Source organism: Arthrobacter sp. PGP41, assembly GCF_002953935.1.
Lineage (GTDB): Bacteria > Actinomycetota > Actinomycetes > Actinomycetales > Micrococcaceae > Arthrobacter.
The window spans coordinates 1,519,176-1,532,669 of record NZ_CP026514.1; the positions used below are offsets into that span (position 1 = coordinate 1,519,176).

A 13,494-nucleotide genomic window follows, 5' to 3' on the forward strand; every position below is an offset into this window, starting at 1 on the left:
AGACCAGCACCCTTCCGCCTGGAAAGTAGTGCAATATGACCCAAACTGCCCTCACCGGCCTTGTCACCCCTCCCCGCCTGCCACAAGGCACCCTCCGGATTGTTCCGCTGGGCGGGCTGGGGGAGATCGGCCGGAACATGGCCGTGTTCGAAATCGACGGCAAGCTGCTGATCGTGGACTGCGGCGTCCTCTTTCCCGAGGAAACCCAGCCGGGCGTCGACCTGATCCTGCCTGATTTCTCCTACATCGAGGACCGGCTGGACGACATCGTCGCAGTGGTCCTCACCCATGGCCACGAAGACCACATCGGAGCCGTTCCGTACCTGCTGCGCCAACGCAACGACATTCCGCTGGTGGGCTCGCAGCTCACCCTCGCCCTGATCGAGGCAAAGCTGCAGGAGCACCGCATCCGGCCGTACACCCTCACGGTGGAGGAGGGCCAGATCGAAAAGTTCGGCCCGTTCGAGTGTGAGTTCGTGGCCGTCAACCACTCCATCCCCGACGCTTTGGCTGTGTTCATCCGGACCGCCGGCGGCACTGTGCTGCACACCGGCGACTTCAAGATGGACCAGCTGCCCCTGGACGGGCGCATCACCGACCTCCGGCACTTCGCCAAGCTCGGCGAAGAGGGCGTGGACCTCTTCATGTCCGACTCCACCAACGCCGACGTCCCGGGTTTCACCACTGCCGAGAAGGAAATCGGGCCCACACTCGAACGGCTCTTCGGCCAGGCCACCAAACGCATCATCGTGGCGTCCTTCTCGTCGCACGTCCATCGGGTTCAGCAGGTGCTGGACGCAGCTGCCAAGCACAACCGCAAGGTGGCCTTCGTGGGCCGCTCCATGGTCCGCAACATGGCCATTGCCGAGAAGCTCGGGTACCTGGACGTCCCGCCGGGCCTGATCGTGGACATCAAGAACGTGGACAACCTCCCGGACAACCGCGTGGTGCTGATGTCCACCGGTTCGCAGGGTGAGCCCATGGCGGCCCTGTCCCGGATGGCCAACGGCGACCACCGCGTGGTGGTGGGGGACGGCGACACCGTCATCCTCGCCTCCAGCCTCATTCCCGGCAACGAGAACGCCGTCTTCCGGATCATCAACGGGCTGCTCAAGCTGGGCGCCGACGTGATCCACAAGGGCAACGCCAAGGTCCACGTCTCGGGCCACGCCGCCGCCGGCGAACTCCTTTACTGCTACAACATCCTCGAGCCGCTCAACGCCATGCCGGTGCACGGTGAGACCCGCCACCTGATCGCCAACGGCAAGATCGCCATCGATTCCGGCGTCCCCGAAGCCAGCGTCATCCTCGCGGACAACGGCACCGTCATCGACCTGAAGGACCACCGGGCCGACGTCGTGGGCCAGGTGGAAGTCGGCTTCGTTTACGTGGACGGCTCCAGCGTCGGCGAGATCACGGACGCCGACCTCAAGGACCGCCGGATCCTCGGCGACGAAGGCTTCATCTCCATCATCACCGTCATCCACCGCGCCACCGGCAAGGTGGTGTCCGGCCCCGAGATCCACGCCCGCGGGGTGGCGGAGGACGACTCCGTGTTCGACGAAATCATCCCCAAGATCAACGCTGCGCTGGAGGAAGCGGTCCTCAACCACGCGGACCACACCAGCCACCAGCTCCAGCAGGTGGTCCGCCGCGTGGTGGGCACCTGGGTCAACCGCAAGCTCCGCCGGAAACCGATGATCATCCCCGTGGTGCTCGAGGCCTGACAGTTGCCTGCCTGCTCCGGCCCGCGCTCCCGTCCAACGGGGCCGCGGGCCGGACGCGTTTAAGGGCCGCGAACCGGGAGTCAGGGGGTCCAAATCCCCGGAAAACCAGCCCAACTCGGGTACCGTGGCTGGTATGGCCACTCGTACTACGTCCGCGCCCAATGGCTCCAGCAGGGGCAGCGCCGGAAGCAAAACCGGCAGCTCCTCCGGCCGCGGTTCAGGCGCCACGGCCGCCAAGTCCGGGCGCGCCGGCGGCTCCTCCAGCACCGCCCGCACCCGCCAGCTTCCCGCCGTCGAGCATCACCAGCCGTGGCTGCTGCGCGTGGTGGGCGGAGCCTGGCTGGGCGTGGGCCACCTGGTGGGCGGAGGGGTGCGGCGGATCGGCCACGATGTCAGCGACCTGCCTGCAGGAGAGCGCCGTGACGGCGCAGCCCTGTTCAACCTGGCCCTGGGCATCTTCATTGCCACCTTCGCCTGGTGGGGCCTCACCGGCTGGTTCCCGGACGCGGTGTACGCCGTGGTCAACGGCACCTTCGGGTGGATTTCGCTGCTTCTTCCGCTGATGCTTTTTGTCTGCGCGTTCCGGCTCTTCCGCCAGCCGTCCGACGGCCGGGGCAACAACCGGGTGGGCATCGGCTTCCTCATCATGACGTTCGCCGGCTGCGGGCTGGCCCACGTGCTGGGCGGCCAGCCCACGGTGGCCCAGGGGTTCGACGGCCTCCGCCAGGCCGGCGGCATGCTCGGTTTCCTCGCCGCATCGCCGCTGGCCGCGATCCATGCTGCCGTTCCACTGGTGCTCTACTCGCTGCTGGCCTTCATTTCCCTGCTGATCATTACGGCTACTCCGTTCACCGCGATTCCGCGCCGCCTGCGCACCGGCTACGAGCACCTCATGGGCATTGACCTGCTGGATGACCAGGACCGGGACGCCCACGACCGCAGCTACCTGGAACGGACCTCGCCCGCCACGGCGTCCAGGGGCCCCAAGAAGAAGCGCCGCTTCTTCGGCAAGGACCAGGAGGACACCGGTGCCGGACTGGAGGGCTACGTAGGAGACGAAGCCTTCGAGCACGCGGTGATCGACGACGACGACCCAAAGGGAGGCGCAGAGGCGCGCCCGGCGCCGGGAGTCCGGCGGCCCACGCAGGCGGAGATCGCCGTCGAGAAGATTAAGGCTGCGCAGGGCCTGGGCGCGGGTGCTCCCTCCGCCGCGGGTGAGAACGCAACCGAAGCCATCCCCATGATCACCCCCGGCATGTCCGCAGCCGCTGCCAAGCCGGCGGCCGCGCCAACGGTGCCGTCCAACCCCGTGGCGCCCGCCCCGCCGCCGGTTCCCATCCCGCAGCGCACCGAGCAGCTGTCCCTCGCCGGCGACGTGACGTACACGCTCCCGGCATCGGACTACCTGACGCCCGGCTCCATCCCCAAGGAGCGCACGGAAGCCAACGACGCCGTCGTCGCTGCCCTGACTGACACCCTCCAGCAGTTCAACGTCGACGCCACCGTCACCGGCTTCAGCCGCGGCCCCACGGTTACCAGGTACGAGATCGAACTCGCCCCCGGAACCAAGGTGGAACGCGTCACCGCGCTGTCCAAGAACATCTCCTACGCCGTAGCCTCAAGCGACGTGCGGATCCTGAGCCCGATCCCGGGCAAGTCGGCCATCGGCATCGAGATCCCCAACACGGACCGCGAGACCGTCTCGCTGGGCGACGTCCTGCGAAGCCAGAACGCCCGCCGGACGGACCACCCCATGGTGATGGGCGTGGGCAAGGACGTGGAAGGCGGCTACGTAGTGGCCAACCTCGCCAAGATGCCCCACCTCCTCGTGGCAGGCGCCACCGGTGCCGGCAAGTCATCGTTCGTGAACTCGATGATCACATCCATCCTGATGCGCGCCACCCCGGATGAAGTGCGTATGGTCATGGTGGACCCCAAACGGGTGGAGCTCACGGCCTACGAGGGCGTCCCGCACCTGATCACACCCATCATCACCAACCCGAAGAAGGCAGCCGAGGCGCTGCAGTGGGTGGTCCGGGAGATGGACGCGCGGTATGACGACCTCGCCAACTACGGCTTCAAGCACATCGATGACTTCAACAAGGCAGTCCGCGCCGGCAAGGTCCAGCCGCCGGTGGACTCCAAGCGCGTCATCCGGCCGTATCCGTACCTGCTGGTGATCGTGGACGAACTCGCGGACCTCATGATGGTTGCCCCGCGTGACGTCGAAGACTCGATCGTCCGCATCACGCAGCTTGCCCGCGCGGCAGGCATCCACCTGGTCCTGGCCACCCAGCGGCCTTCCGTGGACGTCGTCACCGGCCTGATCAAGGCCAACGTTCCATCCCGCATGGCGTTCGCCACGTCCTCCGTCACGGATTCACGCGTTGTCCTTGACCAGCCGGGCGCCGAAAAGCTGATTGGCCAGGGTGACGCGCTGTTCCTGCCGATGGGCGCCTCCAAAGCCATGCGCGTCCAGGGCGCCTGGGTCACGGAGTCCGAAATCCACAAGGTGGTTGAGCACGTCAAGGGGCAGCTCCAGGCGAGCTACCGCGACGACGTCGCCGCCGAGGCGCCGAAGAAGCAGATCGACGACGACATCGGGGACGACCTCGAGGTCCTGCTGCAGGCGACGGAGCTCGTGGTCACCACGCAGTTCGGCTCCACTTCCATGCTCCAGCGCAAGCTCCGCGTCGGCTTCGCCAAGGCGGGGCGCCTCATGGACCTGCTGGAATCCCGGGGCGTGGTGGGCCCGTCCGAAGGGTCCAAGGCACGTGACGTCCTGGTGAAACCGGACGATCTTGCCCCCGTCCTGGCGGCCATGAAGGGCCAGGACGCACCCGCTGCGCCGGACTCGCAGACCGCAGCCCTGAGCGACAACGCCAACGCCAACATCGCCCGGGGCGGATACGCGGAAGACCTCGTGGCGGCGGACCTCGACCAGCGGAAGCAGAGTGCGGAATATTACGACGGCTCGGATTCCCCGCCCGGCGGCTATGACGACGAGGACGGCTCCGAAGATGCCTGGTCCCTCACCGGGCGCTAGCCCAAAGAATGTAGCCTAGGAACGTGACTAGCACCGATGCCACCGCGGCCGGCCCAGGCCGTGCCGGGGTCTGGAACCTTCCCAATATCCTGACCATGATCCGCATCGCGCTGGTCCCGTTCTTCGTGTGGTTCCTTATCGCGGACGCGCCGGGGCTGCAGAGCGTGTCCGGGCCGTGGCGGTGGGCCGCGGTAGCGGCGTTCGCCGTCGCCATCTATACGGACAAGCTCGACGGCGATATCGCCAGGAGCCGGAACCTGGTGACTGACTTCGGCAAGATTGCCGATCCCATCGCAGATAAGCTCCTTACCGGCTCCGCCCTGGTGATGCTCTCGGTGCTGGGCGAACTTCCCTGGTGGGCCACGCTGGTGATCCTGGTCCGCGAGTGGGGCATCACCGCGCTGCGCTTCTTCGTGATCCGCTACGGCGTCATCCCTGCTTCGCGGGGCGGAAAGCTCAAGACTGTCGTGCAGACTGCGGCCATCTTCCTCTACCTCCTGCCGCTGGGTGCTGTCGCTCCATGGCTGGCCTGGGTGGCGTTCGCCGTCATGATGGCGGCCGTGGCCATCACTGTCTGGACCGGCGTCCAGTACGTGATTGAGGCACTGCGTCTTCGGGCGAAGGGAAAGCTGCAAGCGCGCAGCGGCAAAGGACAGGAGCCGGCATGACCAACCTCCACCATCTGTCTGCGGAAGCAGTCAGGAAAGCCCTCGACACGGGACGCACCGTGGCCGCCGCAGAATCGCTGACCGCCGGCATGGTGTCCGCGGTCCTTGCCGACACGCCCGGCGCCTCCGGGATCCTGCAAGGTGGCGTGGTTGCCTACCAGAACTCGGTCAAGGAATCGGTCCTGGACGTCCCGGCAGAGTTGCTGGCCCGCGCCGGATCAGTCGATCCCGGCGTCGCCGCAGCCATGGCGGCCGGAGCCCGGACAGTCCTGGGCGCTGACATCGGCGTCTCCACCACCGGCGTTGCGGGACCGGACGCACACGACGGAAAGCCGGTGGGAACCGTATATGTCGGCATCGCCACCGCTGCGGGGACGGCAGCCTTCGAGTATTCCTTCGCCGGCAACCGAGCGGAAATCCGCGGACAGGCCTGCGCAGCTGCCCTCGAACGGCTTCTTGAGGCCCTGTCCCAGTGACCCAGCCGGCTGAAGTTACCCGGACGTAAAGTTGGCGGGAACAAAAGCCGGTACCGATTAGTTATTACATTGTGTCGCTTCCGGAGAGTGGAGGCGCCTAGGATGAAATGACCACGACGGTTCGCGCCACCGCGGACCTGACCTATGAGGGAGCAAGGCGATACAGATGGTAAAGCAGCCCGTATCCGTAAACGGCGTTGTCCGCTGGAAGGATGTGGGCCTCGCCGATCAGGCTAAGAGCGAACAGAAGGAGCGCAAGATGGTTGTACTTCGTCACGAAATTGGTGATGTCCTGCGCGATGTCCGCCAGCGTCAGGGGCGTACGCTCCGTGAAGTTTCGCACAGCGCCCGTGTCTCCCTGGGTTACCTCAGTGAAGTGGAGCGCGGCCAGAAGGAAGCGTCATCCGAGCTCCTCTCTTCGATCTGCTCGGCGCTGGATGTCCCGCTGTCCAGCATGCTCCGCGAAGTGAGCGACCGTGTGGCAGTTGCCGAAGGCGTTGCCGTTCCGGACACCGTTCCGCAGGAGTTCTCCCAGCGTTATGGCCGTGACCTTGAGCGCGACCTGAACACTGAACTCAACGACGAACTTTCCACCGGCCTTCTTTCAGGCGCCCGGTAAAGGCGGCGCCTTAAGGCGGCCCTGGAAACAAGACGCACTGAAGCCCCCGGCCTTGCCGGGGGCTTCAGTTGTCCCTGCTAGGAGTCTTCCGCAGAGGCGGCCGCCGGCCCGTCCTTCGGGAACCCGTCACGTTCGTACGTGGAGTTCAGCTTGGCCATGTACCGGGCCAGTTCTTCCAGGTCCTCCACCGGCCATTCCCCCAGGCGTTCGCGGAACACCTGCCGCCGGGCATCCTGGACCTGGTGCATCTTTTCCTCCCCCTTGGGGGTCAGCCGGATGGCCTGGGCGCGTCCGTCCAGCGGATCGGCCTCCTTGGACACGAGTCCCAGGCTCTCCAGGAATGCGATCTGCCGGCTGACGGACGGCTTGCCCACGCCAATGTTCATGGCAAGGTCGGTGAGCCTGATCGGGCCCTCCCGGCGGATTACCGTCAGCAGGCCATAGGCGGCCGGCTCCATGTCCGGATGGACCTGGCGGGAGAGCTGGTTGGAGATGGCCCGGGCGCGCCGCCAGAAGAGGCTGATCTGGTGCTCCACGTTCTGCAACGCGGCGTCCACGGTGGCTTCGTCGTGGCGGCCTTGCAGGGAGGGAACGTCGGGGGAGCTGCTCATGGCAACAATTCTAGGGTGCGGACCGTGAGAGACTTTTCTGGTGCGAATCAGCGATTATTGGCGGCTCATGGACGACGAATTCGGCGCCGGGTACTCGCGGGTCCTCAGCAGCACGCTTGTGCTCGCCGGGGTGGGCGGGCGCACTGCGGACCAGGCGCTGGCTGCCGGCGTGGAACCCCGCAAGGTGTGGCTGGCTGTCTGCGACGTGCAGGACGTCCCTGCCGAGCGCCGGCTGGGGCGGGATCTCAAGCCCCGCACCAACTAGCCTGATTCTCCTGACACGCCGTGCTCCTGTTCGAATACCTGTTCGGGTAAAGCTATGCTTTTCCTAGCGGGTTATCCACATAGCCGCCGTTAGCCGGCCGGAATGTCAGTGGGTCCCATTAGCGTCAGAGATGACCAATAAACGGCCGCTGAGGCCACTCCAAAGCGAGAAAGCATTAGAGGTGTGAACCATGGCGGCAGCCCCGGATCGTGCAAAAGCGCTCGAAGCAGCGCTGGCCCAGATCGACAAGCAGTTCGGTAAAGGCTCAGTCATGCGGCTCGGCGATGAAGTCCGGGCCCCCATCGAGGTCATCCCCACCGGCTCCATCGCCCTGGACGTTGCACTGGGAATTGGCGGCCTGCCCCGGGGCCGCGTCGTTGAAATCTACGGCCCGGAATCTTCCGGTAAAACCACCGTTGCCCTGCACGCAGTGGCCAATGCCCAGCGCCTGGGCGGCATCGCTGCCTTCATCGACGCCGAGCACGCCCTCGATCCTGAGTACGCCGCCAAGCTCGGCGTGGACACGGACGCCCTCCTGGTGTCCCAGCCGGATACCGGCGAGCAGGCCCTCGAAATCATGGACATGCTGGTGGGTTCAGGCTCCCTGGACGTCATCGTGATCGACTCCGTCGCGGCGCTGGTGCCCCGTGCCGAAATCGAAGGCGACATGGGCGACAGCCACGTGGGCCTGCAGGCACGCCTCATGAGCCAGGCCCTGCGCAAGATCACCGGCCGCCTGAGCCAGACCAAGACCACCGCAATCTTCATCAACCAGCTCCGTGAAAAGATCGGTGTCTTCTTCGGATCCCCGGAAACCACCACCGGCGGTAAGGCACTGAAGTTCTACGCCTCCATCCGTATCGACGTGCGCCGCATCCAGACCCTCAAGGAAGGCGCGGATTCGGTCGGTAACCGGACCAAGGCGAAGATCGTCAAGAACAAGATGGCCCCGCCCTTCAAGGTGGCCGAGTTCGACATCATTTACGGCCAGGGCATCTCCCGCGAGGGCGGCATCATTGACATGGGCGTGGAGCACGGCATCATCAAGAAGTCCGGCTCCTGGTTCACCTATGATGGCGACCAGCTGGGCCAGGGCATGGAGAACTCGCGCCGGTTCCTGCGCGACAACCCTGAGCTGGCCGCCGAACTCGAGCGCCTGATCAAGGAAAAGCTTGGTGTTGGCGTCAAGCCTGCAGAGCCCGAGTCCAAGGATTCCCCGAAGCTGAAGGCCGTTGACGGGTTCTAACCGTTGACCAGCCCTGAAAGTGCGCGCCCCCGCCGGTCCAGAGCCGGCGGGCGGCGCGCCGCTTCGTCTGCCGATGACCTCCAGGACGGCCCGGCGCCGGACTCTCCCGTTGCAGGGGACGCCCAGCCTGATCCCGTGTCGGTTGCGCAGTCCATCGTCTACCGGCAGCTGACCGCGTCAGCCAAGAGCAGGCTTCAGCTCGCACAGAAGCTTGCGGAGCGGAACGTCCCGGAAGACGTCGCCGAGGCCGTGCTGGATAAGTTCCAGGAAGCCCGCCTGATCAACGATGCCGAATTCGCCGACATGTGGGTCCGGAGCCGCGCCCAGTCGCGGAAACTGGCAAAGGGCGCCCTCCGGCGCGAGCTGGCAGAGAAAGGCATCGACCAGGATACTGCCGCCGCCGCCCTGGAACAGTTGTCGGACGCGGATGAAGAAGCCGCAGCAAGGCAGCTCGTTGAGCGGAAGCTCCGCCCCGGGATGGATCTCCAGGACCGGGCGGAACGGGACAAGGTTGCACGCCGGCTGGCCTCCATGCTCGCCCGCAAGGGGTACCAGCCGTCCCAGGCATTCCGGATCGTCAATGACGTCCTGGAGTCCCGGGCCGCGGCAGACAGTGGCGAACGGTAAAACCGGTACCCTTAACAGGTGAGTTTGACCATCCCTTCCCCCTTTTCCGGTGCCGGCACCTCCACAGCGGCCGCCGGCGCTCCGCAAGCGGCTGCCCAGAAGCCACGCACCTACCAGGTGCGCACCTTCGGCTGCCAGATGAACGTCCATGACTCAGAGCGCATGGCAGGCATGCTCGAGGACGCCGGGTACGTACCGGCGGAGGGTGAGCAGGCCGACGTCGTGGTGTTCAACACCTGCGCAGTGCGCGAAAACGCGGACAACAAGCTCTACGGGAACCTGGGGATCCTCGCTCCGGTGAAGGCGGCCAACCCCGGCATGCAGATTGCGGTGGGCGGCTGCCTCGCCCAGAAGGACCGGGAAACCATCCTGAAAAAGGCGCCCTGGGTGGACGCCGTCTTCGGCACGCACAATGTTGGCGCCCTGCCCGCCCTGCTGGACCGCGCGCGGCATAACAGCGAGGCCCAGCTTGAAATCCTTGAGTCGCTGGACGTCTTCCCTTCGACGCTTCCCACCAAACGGGATTCCGTCTACTCAGGCTGGGTATCGATCTCCGTAGGCTGCAACAACACCTGCACCTTCTGCATCGTGCCCGCCCTCCGCGGAAAAGAGAAAGACCGCCGGCCCGGCGACATCCTGGCCGAAATCCAGGCCCTCGTGGACGACGGCGCCATTGAAGTCACCCTCCTCGGCCAGAACGTCAACTCCTACGGCGTCGAGTTCGGCGACCGGCAGGCCTTCTCCAAACTCCTCCGGGCCTGCGGCGATATCGAAGGCCTGGAACGCGTCCGCTTCACCAGCCCGCACCCCGCCGCGTTCACCGACGACGTCATCGACGCCATGGCCGAGACCCCCAACGTCATGCCGCAGCTGCACATGCCGCTGCAGTCCGGCTCGGACAAGGTCCTGCGGGACATGCGGCGCTCCTACAGGTCCACAAAGTTCCTTGGCATCCTGGACAAGGTGCGGGAAAAAATTCCCCACGCCGCCATCTCCACCGACATCATCGTCGGTTTCCCGGGTGAAACGGAAGAGGATTTCCAGGCCACCCTGGACGTGGTGGAGAAGTCCCGCTTCGCCACCGCCTTTACCTTCCAGTACTCCAAGCGTCCCGGCACCCCGGCTGCAGACCTGCCGGACCAGTTGCCCAAGGCCGTGGTTCAGGAACGCTTTGAACGCCTTACCGCCCTCCAGGACAGGATCGCGGCAGAGGAAAACCGGCGCCAGTTGGGCCGCAGGGTTGAGGTCATGGTCACTGCGCAGTCCGGGCGGAAAGCCGGGGAAACCCACCGGCTGTCCGGCCGCTCCCAGGACCAGCGGCTGGTGCACTTCTCCGTCCCCGAGGGCGCCCAGGCTCCGCGTCCGGGAGATCTTGTCACTGTCACCATCACCGAGGCCGCCGCCTTCCACCTCGTGGCCGATCCCACCCGGGAGGATTACAGCCTGCGCCGCTCCCGGGCCGGCGATGCCTGGGACAGGTCCCAGGCTGATTCCTGCGGGGCCCCCGCGCCGGGTGCCGGTACAGGCGGCAAGGGCGTCTCGCTGGGCATGCCCTCGCTGCCCGTCCGCACCCGCTGACCGGTGGGCTCCCCGCCTGTCATCGCCGTCGTCGGTCCCACCGGTTCCGGCAAATCCGACCTCGCCGTCAATCTTGCACTGGAACTTGACGGCGAAGTCATCAACGCCGATGCCATGCAGTTCTACCGCGGCATGGACATCGGCACGGCAAAAATCACCCAGGCCGAACGCAGGGGAGTGCCCCACCACCTGCTGGACATCATGGACGTGACCGAGGAAGCCAGCGTGTCCCGGTTCCAGCAGCAGGCGCGCACCCTGATCGCGGACATCCACGCCCGCGGTAAGCGCGCCATCCTGGCCGGCGGCTCGGGCCTGTATGTGCGGGCCGCAGTGGACGTCCTTGAATTTCCCGGAACAGATCCGCTGGTGCGCCAACAACTGGAGGCTGAGCTCGCGGAGGACGGGCAGGCGGTGCTGCTGGAGCGCCTGCGCGAAGTGGACCCGGTCTCGGCCGGAAGGTTGTCCGACGCCCGGCGCATCATCCGTGCGCTGGAGGTCTACCGGCTCACCGGCCGGCCGTTCAGTTCCTTCATGCCGCAGCGCGAGTACGTCCAGCCGGCCGTCCAGGTGGGCCTGGCAGTGGACCGGGACGTGCTCCGCGACCGGCTAGCCCGCCGCGTGCACCGCATGGTGGACGACGGCCTGCTGGCCGAAGTCCAACGGTTGGACAACCAAGGGCTGCGCCAGGGGAAAACCGCGTCCCGCGCGCTTGGCTACGCCCAGTTCCTCCGGGTCATCGACGGCGCGTCGACCGTAGCGGAGGCGGCGGAAGAAACCATCGTGGCCACCCGGCAGTTCGCACGGCGCCAGCTCACCTGGTTCCGTGCCGATCCCCGCATCTCCTGGCTGGAGTGGCAGGACCCAACGTTGGTGGCCAAGGCGGCAGCGCTGTGCGAAGGACCGCGTATTTAGGGCTGCCCCGCCCGGCCGGTACCCTTGGAAACATGGACGCAACCCTCGCAGAAACCACCGAGCCGGCCTTCCGCACCCTGAGCGGGCTCCGCTTTTCCAAGGGACACGGCACCGGCAACGACTTTGTCCTGGTGGCCGATCCCGAGGGCGTCCTGACCATATCCGCCCAGGACGCTGCAGCGCTGTGCGACCGGCACCGCGGGATCGGCGGCGACGGGCTGATCCGTGCCGTCCCGTCGCGTTTCCTGCCGGAGGGCCGTGAGCTGCTCGCCGCCACCCCGGACGCCGAATGGTTCATGGACTACCGCAACGGTGACGGCTCATTGTCCGAGATGTGCGGCAACGGCGTCCGCGTCTTCGTCCACTTCCTCCGCTTGGAGGGGCTCATCGACCTGCCCGACGGCGGGGCCCTCACCATCGGCACGCGCGCCGGCGTCAAGACCGTGGTGCGGACGGGCGAAGACTACGCCGTGGACATGGGGCCCTGGGAGTTCATTTTCCCCGGGGAAGCCACAGCCAAGGCGATGGATTCACTGGTCACTGCAGAAGGCCTGGAAGTTCCCCGGCCTGCCCTCTCCGTCAGCATGGGCAACCCCCACACCGTCGTTGCCCTGGCGGAGCTGTCGGAACTCACGGCGACCCGCCTGTTCACAGCGCCCGTGGTCGACCCCGTCCCGTCCCACGGGACCAACGTAGAGTTCGTGGTTCCATCAGAACCCCTGGTGCACGACGGCGTCGGCACAGTCACCATGCGCGTGCACGAACGCGGGGTGGGGGAGACCCAGTCGTGCGGGACCGGGGCCTGCGCAGCGGCAGTGGCCATTCGGCACTGGGCTGGTGCGGAGGCCCCCGACACCTGGCGCGTCCAGGTGCCTGGCGGCGTGGTTGGCGTCAAGTTCTTTGCCGGCCCGGCGGGCCATGAACATGTTGAGCTGAGCGGCCCGGCAGTTATTGTGGCAACCGGGACGCTTTCCTGACCTTCAGGATCCGGAAGGACTTGGACGTTGATTCCCGGCTGACGCTGAATGATTCGTCCAGCTCCGCAGCAAGCCAGCGCTGCAGCGAGTCGGCCCCAAGATTCTTCTGCACCACCAGCCACGCCGTACCGCCAGGCGCCAGCCGGGGCAGCCACAGCTTGAGGAGCGAATGGAGCTCGTCCTTGCCGATCCGGATAGGCGGGTTGGACCAGATTGTGTCAAAGCGCACCTCCGGGTCCACCGCGTCAGGGGTACTGGCCGTGACGTTGGCGAGTCCCAGCGCCGCAGCGTTCTCGTTCGTCAGCGTGATGCAGCGTTCGTTGACGTCCACTGCGTAGACCCGGGCAGAGGGCGACTTCAGGCCCATGGTCAGGGCAATCGGGCCCCATCCGCAGCCGATGTCCAGCAGGTTTCCCTGCGGCGCGGGTGCCGGGACTTCGGCGAGGAGGATGGCGGTTCCCTTGTCGATACCGTCCGGGCTGAAGATGCCGGTGGAAGTCTGCAGCCTGCGCGTCTGCCCCGCGAGTTCGACAGCCAGCGGCTTGCGGGTAAAAGGGCCGGCGGGTGTTGCGCTGAAATAATGTGCGGACTCCATAACTGGCCAGAGTAGTTCGCCTTGCAGCGTAAAGGGAAACTGCCGGGGACGGCCCTCTGCTAGGCTGGAGGGCATGTTCCTGATCTTCGAGTAGCCGGCACGGGCACAGCCCGTCCCGAAGCCTGTCCCCATGTGGCAGCCTGTCCC

13 protein-coding genes are annotated in these 13,494 nt (G+C 66.3%); 11 read left to right on the forward strand and 2 right to left on the reverse strand.

All coding sequences use genetic code 11. From position 1 onward, the window contains the following. Positions 1–35 precede the first annotated feature (35 nt). The 5 genes from C3B78_RS06890 to C3B78_RS06910 all read left to right on the forward strand — a co-directional run bounded on the left by C3B78_RS06890 (position 36) and on the right by C3B78_RS06910 (position 6,536). Complete coding sequence (locus C3B78_RS06890) at positions 36–1,727, forward strand: ribonuclease J (protein WP_104997410.1); 1,692 nt, start codon at positions 36–38, stop codon at positions 1,725–1,727. A gap of 133 nt (positions 1,728–1,860) precedes the next feature. After that, complete coding sequence (locus C3B78_RS06895) at positions 1,861–4,773, forward strand: FtsK/SpoIIIE family DNA translocase (RefSeq protein ID WP_104997411.1); 2,913 nt, start codon at positions 1,861–1,863, stop codon at positions 4,771–4,773. Positions 4,774–4,796: 23 nt separating this feature from the next. Further along, positions 4,797–5,441 carry a CDP-diacylglycerol--glycerol-3-phosphate 3-phosphatidyltransferase gene (pgsA, locus tag C3B78_RS06900; protein WP_104997412.1) on the forward strand — a complete coding sequence of 215 codons (645 nt, stop codon included), beginning with the start codon at positions 4,797–4,799 and terminating at the stop codon, positions 5,439–5,441. Beyond that, positions 5,438–5,917 (forward strand): CinA family protein, encoded by a 480-nt coding sequence (locus tag C3B78_RS06905; RefSeq protein WP_104997413.1) that lies wholly within the window; start codon positions 5,438–5,440, stop codon positions 5,915–5,917. Before pgsA ends, C3B78_RS06905 begins: the two co-directional genes overlap by 4 nt. Before the next feature lie 166 nt (positions 5,918–6,083). After that, positions 6,084–6,536 carry a helix-turn-helix domain-containing protein gene (locus C3B78_RS06910; RefSeq protein ID WP_043793869.1) on the forward strand — a complete coding sequence of 151 codons (453 nt, stop codon included), beginning with the start codon at positions 6,084–6,086 and terminating at the stop codon, positions 6,534–6,536. A 77-nt stretch (positions 6,537–6,613) separates the two neighbouring features. Here the strand turns inward: C3B78_RS06910 and C3B78_RS06915 are convergent, their stop codons facing one another. Beyond that, positions 6,614–7,147, reverse strand: a complete 534-nt coding sequence (locus C3B78_RS06915; protein WP_104997414.1) for a MarR family winged helix-turn-helix transcriptional regulator — start codon at positions 7,145–7,147, stop codon at positions 6,614–6,616. 40 nt (positions 7,148–7,187) lie between these two features. On the opposite strand from C3B78_RS06915, the gene C3B78_RS06920 reads away from it, so the two are divergent. The 6 genes from C3B78_RS06920 to dapF all read left to right on the forward strand — a co-directional run bounded on the left by C3B78_RS06920 (position 7,188) and on the right by dapF (position 12,752). Then, positions 7,188–7,412: a DUF3046 domain-containing protein gene (locus C3B78_RS06920; RefSeq protein WP_104997415.1), complete on the forward strand. Its 225-nt coding sequence runs from the start codon at positions 7,188–7,190 to the stop codon at positions 7,410–7,412. 190 nt (positions 7,413–7,602) lie between these two features. Beyond that, positions 7,603–8,658, forward strand: a complete 1,056-nt coding sequence (gene recA / locus C3B78_RS06925; protein ID WP_066274884.1) for a recombinase RecA — start codon at positions 7,603–7,605, stop codon at positions 8,656–8,658. Between the two features lie 135 nt (positions 8,659–8,793). Continuing rightward, a complete protein-coding gene (locus tag C3B78_RS06930) occupies positions 8,794–9,285 on the forward strand; it encodes a regulatory protein RecX (protein WP_104999681.1) in 492 nt (163 codons plus the stop codon). An 18-nt stretch (positions 9,286–9,303) separates the two neighbouring features. Further along, a complete protein-coding gene (gene miaB, locus C3B78_RS06935; RefSeq protein WP_104997416.1) occupies positions 9,304–10,863 on the forward strand; it encodes a tRNA (N6-isopentenyl adenosine(37)-C2)-methylthiotransferase MiaB in 1,560 nt (519 codons plus the stop codon). A gap of 3 nt (positions 10,864–10,866) precedes the next feature. Continuing rightward, complete coding sequence (gene miaA, locus C3B78_RS06940; RefSeq protein WP_104997417.1) at positions 10,867–11,775, forward strand: tRNA (adenosine(37)-N6)-dimethylallyltransferase MiaA; 909 nt, start codon at positions 10,867–10,869, stop codon at positions 11,773–11,775. A gap of 32 nt (positions 11,776–11,807) precedes the next feature. Next, positions 11,808–12,752, forward strand: coding sequence for a diaminopimelate epimerase (gene dapF / locus C3B78_RS06945; protein ID WP_104997418.1), 945 nt, complete (start codon positions 11,808–11,810; stop codon positions 12,750–12,752). On the opposite strand, the gene C3B78_RS06950 is transcribed toward dapF, so the two are convergent. Beyond that, positions 12,724–13,347, reverse strand: coding sequence for a class I SAM-dependent methyltransferase (locus C3B78_RS06950; protein WP_104997419.1), 624 nt, complete (start codon positions 13,345–13,347; stop codon positions 12,724–12,726). The genes dapF and C3B78_RS06950 overlap by 29 nt on opposite strands. Positions 13,348–13,494 lie beyond the last annotated feature (147 nt).